The 16,774-nt window shown below is 70.0% G+C and carries 15 protein-coding genes; 7 read left to right on the top strand and 8 right to left on the bottom strand.

Going from position 1 to position 16,774, the window contains the following annotated elements:
* Positions 1-77: 77 nt before the first annotated feature.
* Genes RTA_RS17695 through RTA_RS17680 form a run of 4 tightly spaced genes read left to right on the top strand, consistent with a single transcriptional unit; the run spans position 78 to position 2,955 of the window.
* Entirely contained in the window at positions 78-884 is an 807-nt protein-coding gene (locus RTA_RS17695) for an MlaE family ABC transporter permease (protein ID WP_041675724.1), read from the top strand.
* A gap of 4 nt (positions 885-888) precedes the next feature.
* On the top strand, positions 889-1,875 hold the full coding sequence (locus tag RTA_RS17690; RefSeq protein WP_041675723.1) for an MlaD family protein: 987 nt from the start codon (positions 889-891) through the stop codon (positions 1,873-1,875).
* Positions 1,872-2,522 (top strand): hypothetical protein, encoded by a 651-nt coding sequence (locus tag RTA_RS17685; RefSeq protein WP_013902801.1) that lies wholly within the window; start codon positions 1,872-1,874, stop codon positions 2,520-2,522. Before RTA_RS17690 ends, RTA_RS17685 begins: the two co-directional genes overlap by 4 nt.
* 40 nt (positions 2,523-2,562) lie before the next feature.
* Positions 2,563-2,955: an FKBP-type peptidyl-prolyl cis-trans isomerase gene (locus RTA_RS17680; protein WP_438865685.1), complete on the top strand. Its 393-nt coding sequence runs from the start codon at positions 2,563-2,565 to the stop codon at positions 2,953-2,955.
* An 85-nt stretch (positions 2,956-3,040) separates the two neighbouring features.
* On the opposite strand, the gene RTA_RS17675 is transcribed toward RTA_RS17680, so the two are convergent.
* The 8 genes from RTA_RS17675 to RTA_RS17640 all read right to left on the bottom strand — a co-directional run bounded on the left by RTA_RS17675 (position 3,041) and on the right by RTA_RS17640 (position 13,097).
* Positions 3,041-3,499, bottom strand: a complete 459-nt coding sequence (locus RTA_RS17675) for a histone H1-like DNA-binding protein (protein WP_013902799.1) — start codon at positions 3,497-3,499, stop codon at positions 3,041-3,043.
* 183 nt (positions 3,500-3,682) lie between these two features.
* The gene (locus RTA_RS17670) at positions 3,683-4,903 is read right to left on the bottom strand and encodes a ribonucleotide-diphosphate reductase subunit beta (RefSeq protein WP_013902798.1); all 1,221 of its coding nucleotides are present in this window, start codon (positions 4,901-4,903) and stop codon (positions 3,683-3,685) included.
* 134 nt (positions 4,904-5,037) lie between these two features.
* Positions 5,038-7,944, bottom strand: a complete 2,907-nt coding sequence (locus RTA_RS17665; protein ID WP_013902797.1) for a ribonucleoside-diphosphate reductase subunit alpha — start codon at positions 7,942-7,944, stop codon at positions 5,038-5,040.
* A 334-nt stretch (positions 7,945-8,278) separates the two neighbouring features.
* On the bottom strand, positions 8,279-8,872 hold the full coding sequence (ampD, locus tag RTA_RS17660) for a 1,6-anhydro-N-acetylmuramyl-L-alanine amidase AmpD (protein WP_013902796.1): 594 nt from the start codon (positions 8,870-8,872) through the stop codon (positions 8,279-8,281).
* Entirely contained in the window at positions 8,847-10,319 is a 1,473-nt protein-coding gene (locus tag RTA_RS17655; RefSeq protein ID WP_041675722.1) for a sigma-54-dependent transcriptional regulator, read from the bottom strand. The genes ampD and RTA_RS17655 overlap by 26 nt, the downstream gene beginning before the upstream one ends.
* Positions 10,319-12,031 (bottom strand): sensor histidine kinase, encoded by a 1,713-nt coding sequence (locus RTA_RS21380; RefSeq protein WP_013902794.1) that lies wholly within the window; start codon positions 12,029-12,031, stop codon positions 10,319-10,321. The genes RTA_RS17655 and RTA_RS21380 overlap by 1 nt, the downstream gene beginning before the upstream one ends.
* An 11-nt stretch (positions 12,032-12,042) precedes the next feature.
* Positions 12,043-12,285 (bottom strand): PP0621 family protein, encoded by a 243-nt coding sequence (locus tag RTA_RS17645; RefSeq protein ID WP_013902793.1) that lies wholly within the window; start codon positions 12,283-12,285, stop codon positions 12,043-12,045.
* Positions 12,282-13,097, bottom strand: a complete 816-nt coding sequence (locus RTA_RS17640; protein WP_041675721.1) for a cytochrome C assembly family protein — start codon at positions 13,095-13,097, stop codon at positions 12,282-12,284. The genes RTA_RS17645 and RTA_RS17640 overlap by 4 nt, the downstream gene beginning before the upstream one ends.
* A 71-nt stretch (positions 13,098-13,168) precedes the next feature.
* Here RTA_RS17640 and ffh point away from each other — a divergent pair, with 71 nt between their 5' ends.
* The 3 genes from ffh to RTA_RS17625 all read left to right on the top strand — a co-directional run bounded on the left by ffh (position 13,169) and on the right by RTA_RS17625 (position 16,767).
* Positions 13,169-14,533, top strand: coding sequence for a signal recognition particle protein (ffh, locus tag RTA_RS17635; protein WP_013902791.1), 1,365 nt, complete (start codon positions 13,169-13,171; stop codon positions 14,531-14,533).
* Between the two features lie 61 nt (positions 14,534-14,594).
* Entirely contained in the window at positions 14,595-15,788 is a 1,194-nt protein-coding gene (locus tag RTA_RS17630) for a M20 aminoacylase family protein (protein WP_013902790.1), read from the top strand.
* A 10-nt stretch (positions 15,789-15,798) separates the two neighbouring features.
* On the top strand, positions 15,799-16,767 hold the full coding sequence (locus RTA_RS17625; RefSeq protein WP_013902789.1) for a tripartite tricarboxylate transporter substrate binding protein: 969 nt from the start codon (positions 15,799-15,801) through the stop codon (positions 16,765-16,767).
* The last annotated feature ends 7 nt before the right edge of the window (positions 16,768-16,774 follow it).

Below are 16,774 nucleotides of genomic sequence, written 5' to 3'. Positions count from 1 at the left end.
GCTCGCGTCTGCTTCGGCCAGTTGCTACCAGCTGTAGCCGCTTCTGCGGCCCGTGCCGCGCCGCTATCATCCGCCGCATGACAAGCGCGCCGTCCTGGTACCGTTCGCTGGGCCCGGCCGGCGGCGCGCCCTTGCGGTGGCTGGCCGGCTGGGGCCGCATCGTCTGGCTGGGCGCGGTGCTGCTGGTGCTGGCGCTGTCACCCTCCAGTTACGGCCGCCCGCGCATGCGCGCGGCGCTGGCGCGGCACCTGTACCTGGACACCGCGCCCATCCTGCTCGGGTTCACGCTGTTGTGCGCGCTGCTGACGCTGGTCATCACCCGCATCGTGGTCGTCACGGCGGCCAGCTATGGCCTGTCGCAGTACGCGCTGGAGATGGTGATCCGCGTGCTGGTGCTGGAGCTGATCCCGCTGACCGCGGCGCTGTTCGTGGCCTTGCGCTGCACCATCCCGAACGGCGCGGCGCTGGCCGACATGCGGCGCAGCGGCCATTTCACCGAATTGCAGGGGCGCGGGCTGCATCCTTTGGCGGTGGAGGTGCTGCCGCGCATGCTGGCCGGGCTGTTTTCGGTGGTCACCCTGGCCGCGTTGAGCTGCGCGGTCGCCATCGTGCTGGCCTACCTGGCCGTCTACGGCCCCACGCCCGCCGGCCTGCCGGCCTATACCCGCGTCTTCGGCCGCATCTTCAACCCCTCGGTGTCGCTGATCTTCGTGCTCAAGACGCTGTTCTTCAGCCTGGCGGTCTCCATCATCCCGCTGGCCTCGGCGTTGCACGATGGCGATGCCGGCGGCTCGCGCGAAAGCGCGGCGCTGCAGGGCCTGGTGCGCATGTTCGCGGTGCTGCTGCTGCTGGAGGCGGTTTCCCTCATGGGCAACTACATCTGATCCCATGGCCGCACAGCATCCACCTCCACCTTCGCACCCCGCCGCTCCAGGACCCGATGCGCCGGTGCGGCACCTCGAGCTCAAGGCGCGGCTGCTCCTGTTGTTCACGGCGGCCCTGGTGGCGGCGGCGGCGCTGTACGTCCTATACGCCCGGGGCGTGTTCGAGCCCACCCAGCGGCTGGTGCTGACCACCGATGATTCCGAAGGCGTGATCGTGGGCATGGACATGACCTTCTCGGGCTTTCCCATCGGCCGGGTGCGCGGCGTGGAGCTGGGCGAGACCGGCAACGTGCGCATCCTGATCGACGTGGCCGCCAAGGACGCGCACTGGCTGCGCACCAGCAGCGTGTTCACGCTGGAGCGCGGCGTCGTCGGCGGCACCAGCATCAAGGCGTTCACCGGGGTGCTGACGGACCCGCCGCTGCCGCCGCGGGCCGAGCGGCCGGTGCTGCGCGGCGATGCGGCGGCCGAGATCCCGCGCGTCATCGCCGCGGCGCGGGAGCTGCTGGGCAACCTGAACGCGATGACGGCGCAGGACGGGGCGCTGGGCGCGACGCTGGCCAACCTGCAGGCCACCACGGACAAGCTCAAGGGCCCGCAGGGTGCGCTGGGTGTGCTGTTCGGCAACGAGAACGACGCGCGCAAGCTGCTGGCCGCCCTGGAACGCACCAACACGCTGCTGGCGCGCATGGACCAGCTGGCCGGGCGCGCCGATACGCAGGTGTTCGGTCCGCAGGGCGTGGTGCCCGAGGCACGCGCCACCGTGCAGCAACTCAATGGCCTGCTGGCCGACACCCGCGCCAGCCTGCGCAAGGTGGATGCGGTGCTGCAGGAGGCGCAGGCGGTCGGCGCCAACGTGCGCGGTGCCACCGCCGACCTGGGCCAGCTGCGCGGCGAGGTGGAATCCAACCTGCGGCAGATCGAAGGCCTGATCAACGACATCAACCGGCGCTGGCCGTTCGCCCGCGACGCCGAGGTGAAGCTTCCGTGAGCCTAAGAGCGACCCTGGCCGTGCTCGCCGCCGCCGTGCTGTCGGCCGCCTGCGGCAGCCGCCCGCCGGCGCCGCAATGGCAGCTCAATGCACGGGGCGCCATCGAGCGCTACCAGCAGGCCTTCCTGGCCGGCAGCACCCGCGCGGCCGATGCGGAATTCGCGCGGGCCCGCGCCGAGCTGGCGGCCACCGGCCAGCCGGCGCTGGTGGCGCGGGCCGAACTCAATCGCTGCGCCTTGCAGGTGGCCAGCCTGGCGTTCGGGCCCTGCCCGGGCTTCGATGCGCTGCGCGCCGATGCGGCGCCCGCCGAGCGCGCCTATGCGGCCTACCTGGCCGGTGAGCCGGCTGACACTGGTCTGCTGCCGCCGCAGCACCGGGCCGTCGCCGGGGGCGCCACCGGCGCCGCGGCGCTGCGATCCATCGAAGACCCACTGGCGCGGTTGGTGGCGGCCGGCGTGCTGGTGCGTTCCGGCCGGGCCGACCCGCAGGTGCTGGAGCTGGCGGCCGACACGGCGTCGGCGCAGGGCTGGCGCCGGGCGCTGCTGGCCTGGCTGGGGGCCCAGGCGCAACGCGCCGAGCAGGCCGGCGACCCGGCCCAGGCGCAGCGGCTGCGCCGGCGCATGGCGCTGGCGGCCGGCGAGCTATGAATTTGTTTGCATGAAACCAGGAGAGAACATGCGATTCACCATGGGCGCCGCGGCGCTGTCCTTGCTGACGGGGGCCGCATTGGCCCAGGCGCCGGCGCCGGTCACCACGCCCAGCGGTCTGGTCTACCAGTCGCTCAAGGAGGGCAGCGGCGCCTCGCCGGCCGCCACGGACACCGTGAGGGTGCACTACCGGGGAACGTTCCCCGATGGCCGGGAGTTCGACAGCTCGTACAAGCGCGGCGAGCCCACCGAATTCCCCCTCAACCGCGTGATCCCCTGCTGGACCGAAGGCGTGCAGCGCATGAAGCCCGGCGGCAAGGCGCGCCTGACCTGCCCGCCCGCCATCGCCTACGGCGAACGCGGCGCCGGCGGCGTCATCCCGCCTAACGCCACCCTGAACTTCGAGATCGAGCTGGTCTCGGTGCGCAAGTAGCGGGGAAAGAAAAAGCCCGGCCAAGCCGAGTCCAAAGAAAAAGCCCGGCCGAAGCCGGGCTGGGATCGAAGCGCGTACGGCCGCTTCAGGGCTTGGAAGCCGTCGGGAAAGGCCAGGCTGCCTGCGGGTTCAGCGTGGTCTGGGCCGCGGGCGCAGACGCAGCCGGTGCCGCAGCGGCTTTGGCGGCGGGCTTGGCAGCAGGCTTTTTCGCAGCTTTCTTCGCAGCGGGCTTTTTCGCTGCTTTCTTGGCGGCGGCCTTTTTCGCGGCGGGCTTCTTGGCCGCGGTCTTCTTCGCAGCGGCCTTTTTCGCGGGGGCCTTCTTGGCGGTGGCCTTCTTCGCCGGCGCCTTCTTGGCAGCCGCCTTCTTCGCCGGGGCCTTCTTGGCCGCGACCTTCTTGGCGGGCGCCTTCTTGGCGACGGTCTTCTTCGCCGGCGCCTTCTTGGCGACAGCCTTCTTCGCCGTGGTCTTCTTGGCGACGGCCTTCTTGGCCGGGGCCTTCTTCGCAGCGGCCTTCTTGGCGGCCGGTTTCTTTGCAGTTGCCATGTCTATCTCCTGTTCAAGTCGATCAACTCAACTAAAGAAGCACTTCACGCTGTTGGGTGCGCGAAGCGATCCATGCGGTTGGGCAGACGCCCAGCCCCACGAACACCGTGGCCCGCGCGCCGCCGGCTCTGCGGCCGGTCGGGATGCGGGCGGAACTCTTGCTCATACCTGTCGCAGTTGCGTTCAATCCCAGGAAAGCGCGCCACCCGACTGGTACTCGATCACGCGGGTTTCAAAGAAATTGCGCTCTTTCTTCAGGTCGATCATCTCGCTCATCCAGGGGAACGGGTTCTCCTCGTTCGGGAAGAGCGCTTCCAGGCCGATCTGCGTGGCGCGGCGGTTCGCGATGTAGCGCAGGTAGCCCTTGAACATGGACGCGTTGAGGCCCAGCACGCCGCGCGGCATGGTGTCCTCGGCATAGCGGTACTCGAGCTCGACGGCCTTCTGGAACAGCGACTTGATCTCGGCCTTGAAATCGGCCGTCCACAGGTGCGGGTTCTCCAGCTTGAGCTGGTTGATCAGGTCGATGCCGAAGTTGCAGTGCATCGACTCGTCGCGCAGGATGTACTGGTACTGCTCGGCGGCGCCGGTCATCTTGTTCTGCCGGCCCAGCGCCAGGATCTGGGTGAAGCCGACGTAGAAGAACAGGCCTTCCATCAGGCAGGCGAAGACGATCAGGCTCTTGAGCAGGGTCTGGTCGTTCTCGGGCGTGCCGGTGTGGAAGTTCGGGTCCATGATCGCGTCGATGAACGGGATCAGGAACTGGTCCTTGTCGCGGATGGACGGGACCTCGTGGTAGGCGTTGAAGATCTCGCTCTCGTCCAGGCCCAGCGACTCCACGATGTACTGGTAGGCGTGGGTGTGGATGGCCTCCTCGAAGGCCTGGCGCAGCAGGAACTGGCGGCACTCGGGCGCCGTGATGTGGCGGTAGGTGCCCAGCACGATGTTGTTGGCGGCCAGCGAGTCGGCGGTGACGAAGAAGCCGAGGTTGCGCTTGATGACGCGGCGCTCGTCCTCGGACAGGCCGTTCGGGTCCTTCCACAACGCGATGTCGCGCGTCATGTTCACTTCCTGCGGCATCCAGTGGTTGGCGCAGGTGGCCAGGTACTTCTCCCAGGCCCACTTGTACTTGAAGGGCACCAGCTGGTTGACGTCGGTCTGGCCGTTGATGATGCGCTTGTCGGCCGCCTGCACGCGGCGCTGCGAGCTGGACTGCACGCTGGAAGCGGCGGCAGGAACCTGCGTGGCGGCGGGCGTGGCGGGAACGGTGGCGATGCCGGCCAGCGCAAGCGGGGCTTCGCGTCCGGCGAAGGAGGAAACGACATCCTGGCGTCCACCAAATTGGGGGGCGCCGAACGAAGGTGTTGGCGGTGTGGGCTTGACTTCGTCGTCCCAGGTCAACATAGGTTTTCCAATGCTCTCATTATGAGAGCGGCGATGTGAATTGAAAAGTGTCTGTTCACATCGCCGCCCGATTTTGTTGCTCGATTGCGTCGACGTCCTGTCGGAGAACGCCGACAGTTCCCCTCACGCGGCCATCACTGGCAGGCCTCGCAGCTCGGATCGTCGATCGCGCAGAACTTGATGTCGCTGGCCGGAGCCGCGTTCATCTGGGCCTGCGCGGCGGCGGCCGCCGCGTCGAGCGCGCTCATGCCGCCAGCGGAGGAGCCGCCGTTCGACACCGCGTTGAGGCGGCCGGAGGTGACGGTCGACTTCTCGCTGTGGGTGGCGCTGATGGTGCGCAGGTAGTAGGTGGTCTTCAGGCCGCGCGTCCAGGCCAGCTTGTAGGTCTCGTCCAGCTTCTTGCCCGAGGCGCCGGCCATGTAGATGTTGAGCGACTGGGCCTGGTCGATCCACTTCTGGCGGCGGGCGGCGGCCTCGACCAGCCATACGGGCTCGACCTCGAAGGCGGTGGCGTACAGCGACTTGACGTCCTGCGGCACGCGGTCGATGGGCCGCAGGGAGCCGTCGAAATGCTTGAGGTCCATCACCATCACGTCGTCCCACAGGCCCAGGCGCTTGAGGTCGCGCACCAGGTAGTGGTTGATCACGGTGAACTCGCCCGACAGGTTGGACTTGACCGACAGGTTGCCGAAGCACGGCTCGATGGACGCGTCCACGCCGATGATGTTGGAGATGGTCGCCGTCGGCGCGATGGCCACGCAGTTGGAGTTGCGCATGCCGTCCTGGGCGATCTTCTTGCGCAGGGCATCCCAGTCCAGCGTGGCCGAACGGTCGACCTCCACCCAGCCGCCGCGCTGCTGCGCCAGCAGCTCCAGCGTGTCCGGCGGCAGCACGCCCTTGTCCCACAGCGAGCCCTTGTAGCTGGAGTAGCGGCCGCGCTCACGGGCCAGCTCGGTTGAGGCCCAGTAGGCGTAGTAGCACACGGCCTCCATCGACCGGTCGGCGAACTCCACCGCGGCCTGCGAGGCGTAGGGGATGCGCAGCTCGTACAGCGCGTCCTGGAAGGCCATCACGCCCAGGCCCACCGGGCGGTGCCGCAGGTTGGAGTCGCGCGCCTTCTTGACGGCGTAGTAGTTGATGTCGATCACGTTGTCGAGCATGCGCATCGCGGTGGCGATGGTGCGCTTGAGCTTGGCGTGGTCCACCCCCCCGTCCTTGAGGTGCTGCAGCAGGTTGATCGAGCCCAGGTTGCATACCGCCGTCTCGGCATCGCTGGTGTTGAGCGTGATCTCGGTGCACAGGTTGGACGAGTGCACCACGCCGGCGTGCTGCTGCGGCGAGCGCACGTTGCAGGCATCCTTGAAGGTGATCCAGGGATGGCCGGTCTCGAACAGCATGCTGAGCATCTTGCGCCACATGTCGGTGGCCTGCACCGTCTTGCTGGGCTTGATCTCGCCGCGTTTCGCCTTTTCTTCATAGGCGACGTAGGCCTTTTCGAAGGCGGCGCCGAACAGGTCGTGCAGGTCGGGCACGGAGGAGGGCGAGAACAGGGTCCACTCGCCCTTTTCCATGACGCGGCGCATGAACAGGTCGGGAATCCAGTTGGCCGTGTTCATGTCGTGGGTGCGGCGCCGGTCGTCGCCGGTGTTCTTGCGCAGCTCCAGGAATTCCTCGATGTCCAGGTGCCAGCTCTCCAGGTAGGTGCAGACCGCGCCCTTGCGCTTGCCGCCCTGGTTCACGGCCACGGCCGTGTCGTTGACCACCTTGAGGAAGGGCACCACGCCCTGCGACTCGCCGTTGGTGCCCTTGATGTGGCTGCCCAGGGCGCGCACCCGCGTCCAGTCGTTGCCCAGGCCGCCGGCGAACTTGGACAGCAGCGCGTTCTCCTTGATCGACTCGTAGATGCCGTCCAGGTCGTCCGGCACCGTGGTCAGGTAGCAGGACGACAGCTGGGAGCGCAGCGTGCCGCTGTTGAACAGCGTGGGCGTGCTGGACATGAAGTCGAAGCTGGACAGCACCTCGTAGAACTCGATGGCGCGGGCCTCGCGGTCGATCTCGTTCAGGGCCAGGCCCATGGCCACGCGCATGAAGAAGGCCTGCGGCAGCTCGATGCGCGTCTTGCGCACGTGCAGGAAGTAGCGGTCGTACAGGGTCTGCAGGCCCAGGTAGTCGAACTTCAGGTCGCGGTCGGCCTTCAGGGCGGCGCCCAGGCGCTGCAGGTCGTACTGCAGCAGCTCGGGGTTGAGCAGCTCGGCCTCCACGCCCTTCTTGATGAAGCCGGGGAAGTAGTCGGCATAGCTGGCCGCCATCTCGGCCGGCTCGATGTCGCGACCCAGCACCTCCTTGAAGATGGTGTGCAGCAGCAGCCGCGCCGTGGCGTAGGTGTAGTCGGGGTCCTTCTCGATCAGCGTGCGCGCGGCCAGGATGGACGCCTTGTAGACCTCGTCGATCGGAACGCCGTCGTACAGGTTGCGCATGGTCTCGGCGGCGATGGGGTCGGGCTTGACGTCGGCGCCCAGCCCGGCGCAGGCCGCCTCGATCAGGCCCTTCAGGCGGCCCAGGTCCAGCGGCACCCGCTCGCCGCCGTCCAGCACGTGGAACACCGGCGCGGCCGGCGCCTCGGGCTGCTGCTGCTTGGCACGCTCCTGGGCGCGGCGCTCGCGGTACAGCACGTAGGCGCGCGCCACCTCGTGGTGGCCGCCGCGCATCAGGCCCAGCTCGACCTGGTCCTGCACGTCCTCGATGTGGAAGGTGCCGCCGCCCGGGCGCGAGCGCATCAGCGCGCGGGCCACGGCCTGGGTCAGCTGGTCGACCTGCTCGCGCACACTGGCCGAGGCCGCGCCCTGGGTGCCGTGCACCGCCAGGAAGGCCTTCATCAGGGCGATGGCGATCTTGTTCGGCTCGAACGGCACGACGGCGCCGTTGCGGCGGATGATCTGGTAGTGGCCGAGGGACTGGGCGGCGGCCTTGGAGATGTCGGAGGCGCCGAAGGCGGCGGCGCCGGCGGTGGCGGCGCTGGGGGTGCTCAGGGCTGGGTGCATGAATCCTCTTGCGGTTGTTATGGCGGGCGGGGCTGCGGCAGCCGGCCCGTGACGGGGCACTATATCTAGTGGCCAAGGCGAATTCAAGCGCTATAGGTAGTGTTTTTCCGTAGACATGCGAGACAAACTTTTACCTCGGGCGCAGCCCGCGGCGCGAGGCCGCGCAAGACGCGGCCCGCGCATCGCGCAGGCAGCCACCAAGCGCCTTGGCGGACCAATCGGGCCGGCAACCCGCATGCCCATTGGAGGTCGCCCTGCCGCTGGCGCGGTGGGCGTGCAAGCGATGGCTTGCTCGTGCGGCAGCCGCGTTGCGCACTGCCGACGCGGCGCGCGTTCAGGAGGGAAAGTGCGAGGCCGGCCAGCCCAGGCTGCGGCGCAGGCGGGGCCAGTCGAAGCCGGCGCCGGGATCGCCCTTGCGGCCGGGCGCGATGTGCTCGTGGCCGGCGATGTGGCGGATGGGGTAGGCCTGCGCGAGGACCGCGCACAGACCGGCCAGCGCCTCGTACTGGGCGGGCTCGAAGGCGTCGCCCTCCAGGCCCTCGAGCTCGATGCCGATGGAGTCGTCGTTGCGGTTGTCGCGTCCCCGGTAGTGCGAGGCCCCGGCGTGCCAGGCGCGCTCGTCGCAGCTGACGAACTGCCACAGCTCGCCGCCGCGGCGGATGTAGAAATGGGCCGAGACCTTCATCCCCTCGATGCTCTTGAAGTAGGGATGCGCTTCCCAGTCCAGCGTGTTGCTGAACAGCGCCTGCACCTGGTCGCCGCCGAACTGTCCCGGCGGCAGGCTGATGGAGTGCACCACGATCAGGTCGATGTCGGCGCCGGCGGGGCGGGGTCCGAAGTTGGGCGAATCCAGCCGCCGCGCGAAGCGGTACCAGCCGCCCTGCCAGAGCAGGGAGCCGGCCTCAGGCGGCGGGGTGGTCGGGTGCATCGTCGCCCGGCGCGGCGATCGCCAGCCGCGCGATGCGGTAGCGGATCTGCCGCAGGCTCAGGCCCAGCCGCTGGGCCGCGGCCGTGCGGTTGAAGCCGCTCTCGTGCAGCGCCTTGACCAGGATCTCTCGCTCCTGCTGGTCCAGGTAGGCCTGCAAGTCCGACGGCATGGGCTCGTCCGCGACGACGGCTGCCGCGGGGGCAGCAGCCGCGGTCGCTGCCGCGGGTTCCTGCGCGGCCGCGGCCGGGGTCGGCGTGGCGTCGACCTGCAGCTCGTTGCCGTCGGACAGCGCCACGGCACGGTGCAGCAGGTTCTCCAGCTCGCGCACGTTGCCCTGCAGGGGATGGGAAGCCAGCTGCTGCAGGACCACGCCGGACAGCACCGGCACGGCCATGCCGGTCTCCTGCGCGATGCGGGCCAGCAGGGCCTGGCACAGCGCCGGCAGGTCCTCGCGGCGCTCGCGCAGCGGCGGCACCAGAATCTCGATCACGTTGAGGCGGTAGTACAGGTCCTGCCGGAAGCGGCCCGACTGGACCTCGGCCGCCAGGTCCTTGTGCGTGGCGCTGACGATGCGCACGTCGACCGCGTCCTCCTGGGTGGAGCCCAGCGAGCGCACCTGGCGCTCCTGGATGGCGCGCAGCAGCTTGGACTGCATGGCCAGCGGCAGATCGCCGATCTCGTCCAGGAACAGGGTGCCCCCCCGCGCCGCCTGGAAATAGCCCTCGCGGTCGGCCGTGGCGCCGGTGTAGGAGCCCTTGCGCGCGCCGAAGAACTCGGCTTCCAGCAGCGACTCGGGGATGGCGCCGCAGTTCACCGCCACGAACGGCCCCTCGGCGCGGTGGCTGCAGGCGTGGATGGCGCGCGCCACCAGCTCCTTGCCGGTTCCCGATTCGCCGCGCACCAGCACCGGCGCCATGCTGCGGGCCACCTTGGCGATGCGGTCCTTGACCTGCTGCATGGCTGGCGAGCCGCCCACCAGCCGCTGCAGCGCGTGCTGGGCGCCGGCGGGCGCGGCCTCGCCCGCGGCCGGCCGGGGCGCGGCCTGCGTCCGCAGGGGCAGCGCCTCGCTCTCGCGGATGGCGGAAGCCACCACGCTGCGGAACTGCTTGAGGTCCACCGGCTTGGTGAGGTAGTCGAAGGCGCCGGCCTTGAGCGCCTCCACCGCGTTCTCGGCCGAACCATAGGCCGTCATGACCACGCAGCGCTCGGGGCGCTGCTCGGCCACCAGACGCTGCAGCAGCTCCAGTCCCAGGCCGTCGGGCAGCCGCATGTCGGTGATCACGGCATCGAAGCGCTTGGCCTGCAGCAGGTCGGCCGCCTCGGCCAGCGTGCCGGCGGAGTCCACGCGGTAGCCCTCGCGCAGCAGGGTCAGCTCGTACAGGGTGCGCAGGTCGGGTTCGTCGTCCACGACGAGCACCTGGGCGGTGGCGGCAACGGCTTGTGACATCAGGCGCTCATTGTGGCAGCGGGCCTGCCGCCGCCGGCCTGCCGGCCGTGCGTCAGGCGGAAGCTGACGAAGAACTCGTTGCCTTCGCGAGACGCCGCGCCCGGGATGCAGGAGCGGCGGTAGCCGATCTGGGCGCCGTGCCGCTCGCACAGCTCGCGGCAGATGTACAGCCCCAGGCCGCTGGAGCGGCTCTCGGAGGAGAAGAAGGGCTCGAACAGGTGGCGCTGCACGCCGGGTTCCAGCGGCGGGCCGTCGCTCCACACCGACAGGGCCGCCTGCGCGCCGTCGCTGGAGGTGGCGACCTGCAGCGAATCGGGCTGCTGGCCGGCGTAGCGCAGGGCGTTGTCCAGCAGGTTCACCAGGATGCGCCGCAGGTGGTCCTCGTCGAACTGCACCTGCAGGTTCGGTGCGTGCAGCGACAGCTGCAGCCTTTCGCCGCTGCGCGTCTGCTGCGCCCAGTCGCGGCAGGCCTGGTCCACGCTGGCGTCCAGCGCCAGCACCGGGGCGGCGGCGCCCGGCTGCTGCACCCGCGCGACGTTCAGGATCTCCTCCACGATCTGTGACAGGCGCTGGGCGTTCTGGCGGATCAGGCCGCTGAGCTGGCGCAGGCCGGGATCGGCCAGGTCTTCCTCGAGCAGCGCATTGGCCTGGGTGATGGCCGCCAGCGGGTTGCGGATCTCGTGGGCGACGGCGGTGGACATGCGGCCCATGGCCGCCAGCTTCTCGGTGCGCAGCCGGGCTTCCATTTCGCGCAGGTCCTCCAGGAACACCAGGCACAGGTTCTCGCCCAGGGTCCTGCCCGGCGCGGCCAGGCGGGTGCGCACCCGGATGCGGCGCGGCTGCCCCGCGGCCGTCGGCAGCGAGATCTCGCCGCGCCGGGCCTCGTGCATCTGGAAGGTCAGTTGCGCCAGGTCCAGCAACCGCACCCATTCCCGCCGGGCGCCGAGCGCGAAGGGCCGCCCGACCGGCAGGTCGGTGCAGCCCAGCATCTCGCGCGCCGCCGGGTTGGCCGCATGCACGGAACCCGTGATGTCCAGCACCAGCACGCCGTCGCCCAGGGTTTCGATCACCAGTTCGTTCACCTGGGCCTGCAGGCGGGCCGCGCGCTGGCTCAGGCGGGCCCTCTTCTCCTCGCGCGCCAGCCGCACCGCCAGCTGGTTGGCCAGCAGGGCCAGCGCGAAGTAGCCGAACCCGGTGAGCCCGGCCTGCAGGAAGCGCGGCGCGGGATCGGCCTGCAGCGACAGCAGCCAGGCGTCGGCCAGCAGCAGCAAGGTGACGGCCGCGGCGGTTCCGAAAGCCAGCAGCACCGAGCCCAGCACCGAGGCCATCAGCACCGGGATGGCGAACAACGGCGAGTAGTTCAGTCCGCCGGCCTGCAGGTACTGCAGCGCGGAGATCGCCAGCAGGTCGATGCCGATGGTGGGCACCCAGCGCAGATGCGCCTGGCGCCCGGGCGCCAGGGGCCGCGTGAACAGCCGCACCGCGACGGTGGCGGCGAAGTAGGTGGCGCACAGGCCCAGCAGCCAGTGGTGGTCCGGGCTGGGCGGCCCCATCGCGAACATCGCCCCCAGCAGGGCCAGCAGGACGGCGGCCACCGCCACCCGCGCGGTGCCGAAGCCGCGCCAGAGGCGGAAGAAGGCGGAATCCTCGGCCAGGGGCTCGGAGGGGGTGGACAGGTCGGCCCAGGGCGCGACGGTGGAGGGGCCGCCCATGGGATGCCTTGCTAGCGGTCGCCCAGCAACCGGTGGTCGGCGCTGCAATAAAGGCGGCCATGCTGGCCGGGCACGGCATCGGACTTGGGCAGGTGCAGGGCACATACCGGGCAGCGCACCATGTCCTGCGGCAGGCCTGACGCGGCCGTCGGCGCCGGCGCCTGCGGCGGCGCTTCACGCGCCTCGCGCCCGCGCTGCGCGCGCCACAGCAGATACACCACCAGCAGGATGCCGAGCAGCACCAGGTACTTCACAGCGCGCGCCCCAGCACGACTTCGATCACGAAACGCGAGCCCACGTAGGCCAGCAGCAGCAGCAGCGAGCCGGTGTAGAGCACCCGCACCGCGGTGCGGCCGCGCCAGCCGAAGCGCGCGCGCCCGACCAGCAGCAGCGCGAAGGCCAGCCAGGCCATCACCGAGAACGCCGTCTTGTGGTCCCAGCGCCAGGGACGGCCCGGGCCGTACACCGCCTCGCCGAACAGCAGCCCGGCCAGCAGCGTGGCCGACAGCAGCACGAAGCCGGCCCCCGCGAAGCGGAAGGTGAGCCGCTCCAGCGTCAGCAGCGGCACGCCGGCCTGGGCGTCGCTGGCCTGCCGGATCTGCTTTTCGGCGCGGCGCATCAGCCAGGCATGGACCACCGCCGCCGCGAACAGGCCGTAGGAGGCGATGCCCAGGGCCCAGTGCAGCGGCAGCCAGGGCGACGCGCTGACGTGCAGCGGCGTGCCGGGGAACACCAGTGCCAGCAGGATGGCCGCCGCGCCCAGGGCACCCAGCACCCAGCGCGCCTGCAGCTGGGGGAACAGCTGGCGTTCGATCGCGTACACCGTGAGCACCAGCCAGGCCGTGACCGACAGCGCGGGCGCGAAACCGAAACGCGGCCCCTGCGGCTGTCCCAGGCCCAGCAAGGTCCAGCCCAGCACCACGGCGTGCAGCAGCCAGGCCGCCCACAATGCCAGCCGCGCCCCGCGCTCGGACAGCCGGGGCGCGGCCGCGGCCGGCACGGCATAGGCCGCCGCGGCAGCCAGTGCCAGGGCCACGCTCGCCGGGGACGCACTGGCTAGAATCATGGTCCCGCAGTTTAGCCCTTGCCCGGCGCCCGCCGAAGCGTTCGCAAGGCGCATCACTAAGGCTTTTTCCCATGGCCTCCGCCCTCTCCGACAAACTCTCCCGCCTGGTCAAGGAAATGCGCGGCCAGGCGCGCATCACCGAATCCAACGTGCAGGACATGCTGCGCGAGGTGCGCATGGCCCTGCTGGAGGCCGACGTGGCGCTGCCGGTGGTGCGCGACTTCGTCGCCCGCGTGAAGGACAAGGCGCTGGGCCAGGAGGTGGTGGGCTCGCTCAACCCCGGCCAGGCGCTGGTGGGCATCGTCAACCGCGAGCTGGTCGCCACCATGGGCGAGGGCGTCTCCGACATCAACCTGGCGGCCCAGCCGCCGGCGGTGATCCTGATGGCCGGCCTGCAGGGCGCCGGCAAGACCACCACCACGGCCAAGCTGGCCAAGCACCTGATCGAGAAACGCAAGAAGAAGGTGCTCACCGTCTCCGGCGACGTCTACCGCCCCGCGGCCATCGAGCAGCTCAAGACAGTGACCCGGCAGGCCGGCGCCGAGTGGTTCCCCAGCTCGCCCGACCAGAAGCCGCTGGACATCGCCCGCGCCGCGCTGGACCACGCCCGCCGGCAGTACTTCGACGTGCTGCTGGTCGACACCGCCGGCCGGCTGGCGATCGACGAGGCGCTGATGCGCGAGATCAAGGAGCTGCATGCCGCGCTCAAGCCGGTCGAGACGCTGTTCGTGGTGGACGCGATGCAGGGCCAGGATGCGGTCAACACCGCCAAGGCGTTCAGGGAGGCGCTGCCGCTGACCGGCATCGTGCTGACCAAGATGGACGGCGACTCGCGCGGCGGCGCCGCGCTGTCGGTGCGGCAGATCACGGGCGCGCCCATCAAGTTCGCCGGCGTGTCCGAGAAGATCGACGGGCTGGAGGTGTTCGACGCCGAGCGCCACGCCGGGCGCATCCTGGGCATGGGCGACATCGTCGCGCTGGTCGAGCAGGTCACCGCCGGCGTCGACATGGAGGCCGCGCAGAAGCTGGCGGCCAAGGTCAAGAGCGGCGAGGGTTTCGACCTCAACGACTTCCTCTCGCAGATCCAGCAGATGAAACAGATGGGCGGCCTGGCCACCCTGATGGACAAGCTGCCGGCGCAGATGCAGGCCAAGGCCGGCCAGGTCGACATGGACAAGGCCGAGCGCGACATCCGCCGCAAGGAGGGGATCATCTGCAGCATGACGCCGCTGGAGCGGCGCAAGCCCGACCTCATCAAGGCCACCCGCAAGCGCCGCATCGCCGCCGGCGCCGGCGTGCAGGTCCAGGAGGTGAACCGGCTGCTCAACGAGTTCGATCAGATGCAGGGCATGATGAAGAAGATGAAGGGCGGCGGCCTGATGAAGATGATGAAGCGCATGGGCGGCATGAAAGGCATGCCCAAGCCGCCGTTCTGAGGCGCAGCCGGCGCGCCAGCACCCCAGCGCATCGGCAAGGCGGCTCCTATACTGGCCCGCCATGAAGATCGTCGACTCTTTCGCGGACGTCTCCCGCTTCGTCGCGCTGCGCCGCGACATCCATGCCCATCCGGAACTCGGCTTCGAGGAGCACCGCACCTCCAAGCTCGTCGCCGAGCTGCTGAGCGAGTGGGGGATCGAGGTCCACACCGGCATCGCCGGCACCGGCGTCGTGGGCGTCCTGCGCTGCGGCGACGGCCCGCGCGCGATCGGCCTGCGCGCCGACCTCGATGCCCTGCCGCTGCAGGAGGAGAACCGTTTCCCGCACCGTTCCAGGCACGACGGCCGCATGCACGCCTGCGGCCACGACGGGCACACCACGATGCTGCTGGCCGCGGCCTGGCATCTTTCGCGCGCGCGGGACTTCAGCGGGACGGTGAACTTCATCTTCCAGCCGGCCGAGGAGATGGGCAAGGCGGGCGCGCTCAAGATGATCGAGGACGGGCTGTTCGAGCGCTTCCCCTGCGACGCGGTGTTCGCGCTGCACAACTTCCCGATCGGCAACGTCGGCGGCTTCGCGCTCAACCACGGCGCGCTGATGGCCTCCAGCAACACCTGGCGCGTGACCCTGACCGGCCGCGGCACCCATGCGTCGATGCCGCACACCGGCATCGACCCGGTCGGCGCCGCGATCGACCTCGCCCAGCAGCTGCAGTCGCTGGTGCCGCGGGTCGTCAATTCCACCGAGCGGGCACTGCTGGCAGTGACCCAGCTGCAGGGTTCGGACGCGCCCAACGTGATCCCGGACACGGCGGCAGTGGGCGGTACCGTGCGCACCTTCTCGGTCGACGCGCTCGACCGCATCGAGGAGGGGCTGCGCCGGCTGGCCGGCGGCATCGCCCAGGCGCACGGCTGCACCGCCGATGTGTTCTTCCGGCGCGCCTCGCCGCCGGTGGTCAACCACGAAGCGCAGGCGCGCTTCGCCGCGGACGCGATGCGCGAGGTGGTGGGCGATGCGATGGTGGACGAGCACTACCCGGCTGTCATGGGCGCGGAGGATTTCGCCCACATGCTGCGGGTCAAGCCGGGCTGCTACGCCTTCATCGGCAACGGCGATGGCGGCCACCGCCTGCCGGACCACGGGCCCGGACCTTGCATCATCCACAACACCTCGTTCGACTTCAACGACGAGATCATCCCCATCGGCGCCAGCTACTTCGTGCGGCTGGCGCAGCGGTGGTTGGCCCAACCCTGAGGAGCTTTCCATGCACAGCACCTGGTTCCGTGGCACCGCCGCCGCTCTGGTCCTGGCCGCCGCGGTGGCCGCGCCCTCGTCAGCCCTGGCCCAGCGCGTGATCCGCATCGTGGTGCCGTTCGGCCCCGGCGCGGTGCAGGACACGGTGGCGCGCACCTTCAACGCCGAGCTCGGCCAACTCCTGGGCGCCAGCGTCATCGTGGAAAACAGGCCCGGTGCCGGCGGCTCGGTCGGCACCAACGCGGTGGCCAAGGCGGCGCCCGACGGCAACACGCTGGTGCTGGCCGCCGCCAGCCACACGCTGGCTGGCCATCTCTACAGCAAGCTGCCCTATGACCCGATCAAAGACTTCGTGGGCGTGAGCTATCTCGGCAATTCCGGCTACGTGATCGCGGCGCCGTCCAGCCTCGGCCCCACCACGATGGCGGAGTACGTGGCTTTGCTCAGATCCAGGCCCGGCCAGTTGAACTACGCCTCCGCCGGCAACGGCAGCGCCACCCACCTGGGCATGGCTTTCTTCCTGGCCAAGGCCGGGGTGCAGATGCAGCACGTGCCCATGAAGTCCACCGGCGACGCCGTCAACGAGCTGCTGGCCGGCCGGGTGCAGGGCGTCACTTCGTCGCTCATCGGCATCCTGCCCTTCCGGCAGGACGGGCGCGTGCGGCTGCTGGCTTACACCGGCATGCAGCGCTCCAAGTTCCTGCCCGAGCTGCCCACCGTCGCCGAAGCCGGCGTGCCGGGCTACCAATTCGACTCGTGGCTTGGGCTGCTGGCGCCGGCCGGCACGCCCCGGGCCGAAGTGGAGCGCCTCAACGCGGCGGTGCAGAAGGCCTTGGCCGATCCGGCGGTTCAACAGCGGCTGAGCAACCTGGGCGTGGAGGCCGCGCCCATGGGCGTGGACGGGTTCCAGAAACTGCTGCAGGCCGACTGGGACAGCGCCGGGGCCATCGTCAAGGCTTCCGGCGCGAGGATCGAGTAGGTCCTGG

The organism is Ramlibacter tataouinensis TTB310, assembly GCF_000215705.1.
GTDB classification, from domain to species: domain Bacteria; phylum Pseudomonadota; class Gammaproteobacteria; order Burkholderiales; family Burkholderiaceae_C; genus Ramlibacter; species Ramlibacter tataouinensis.
Note: the sequence above shows the minus strand (reverse complement) of the source record. Positions and strands in the feature narration are given on the sequence as shown.

Excerpts from the sequence above, each read along its gene's own strand:
- RTA_RS17695 (WP_041675724.1), top strand. The coding sequence starts at position 78 with ATGACAAGCGCGCCGTCCTGGTACCGTTCGCTGGGCCCGGCCGGCGGC.
- RTA_RS17690 (WP_041675723.1), top strand. The coding sequence starts at position 889 with ATGGCCGCACAGCATCCACCTCCACCTTCGCACCCCGCCGCTCCAGGA.
- RTA_RS17680 (WP_438865685.1), top strand. The coding sequence starts at position 2,563 with ATGGGCGCCGCGGCGCTGTCCTTGCTGACGGGGGCCGCATTGGCCCAG.
- RTA_RS17675 (WP_013902799.1), bottom strand. The coding sequence starts at position 3,499 with ATGGCAACTGCAAAGAAACCGGCCGCCAAGAAGGCCGCTGCGAAGAAG.
- RTA_RS17670 (WP_013902798.1), bottom strand. The coding sequence starts at position 4,903 with ATGTTGACCTGGGACGACGAAGTCAAGCCCACACCGCCAACACCTTCG.
- RTA_RS17665 (WP_013902797.1), bottom strand. The coding sequence starts at position 7,944 with ATGCACCCAGCCCTGAGCACCCCCAGCGCCGCCACCGCCGGCGCCGCC.
- ampD (WP_013902796.1), bottom strand. The coding sequence starts at position 8,872 with ATGCACCCGACCACCCCGCCGCCTGAGGCCGGCTCCCTGCTCTGGCAG.
- RTA_RS17655 (WP_041675722.1), bottom strand. The coding sequence starts at position 10,319 with ATGTCACAAGCCGTTGCCGCCACCGCCCAGGTGCTCGTCGTGGACGAC.
- RTA_RS21380 (WP_013902794.1), bottom strand. The coding sequence starts at position 12,031 with ATGGGCGGCCCCTCCACCGTCGCGCCCTGGGCCGACCTGTCCACCCCC.
- RTA_RS17640 (WP_041675721.1), bottom strand. The coding sequence starts at position 13,097 with ATGATTCTAGCCAGTGCGTCCCCGGCGAGCGTGGCCCTGGCACTGGCT.
- ffh (WP_013902791.1), top strand. The coding sequence starts at position 13,169 with ATGGCCTCCGCCCTCTCCGACAAACTCTCCCGCCTGGTCAAGGAAATG.
- RTA_RS17630 (WP_013902790.1), top strand. The coding sequence starts at position 14,595 with ATGAAGATCGTCGACTCTTTCGCGGACGTCTCCCGCTTCGTCGCGCTG.
- RTA_RS17625 (WP_013902789.1), top strand. The coding sequence starts at position 15,799 with ATGCACAGCACCTGGTTCCGTGGCACCGCCGCCGCTCTGGTCCTGGCC.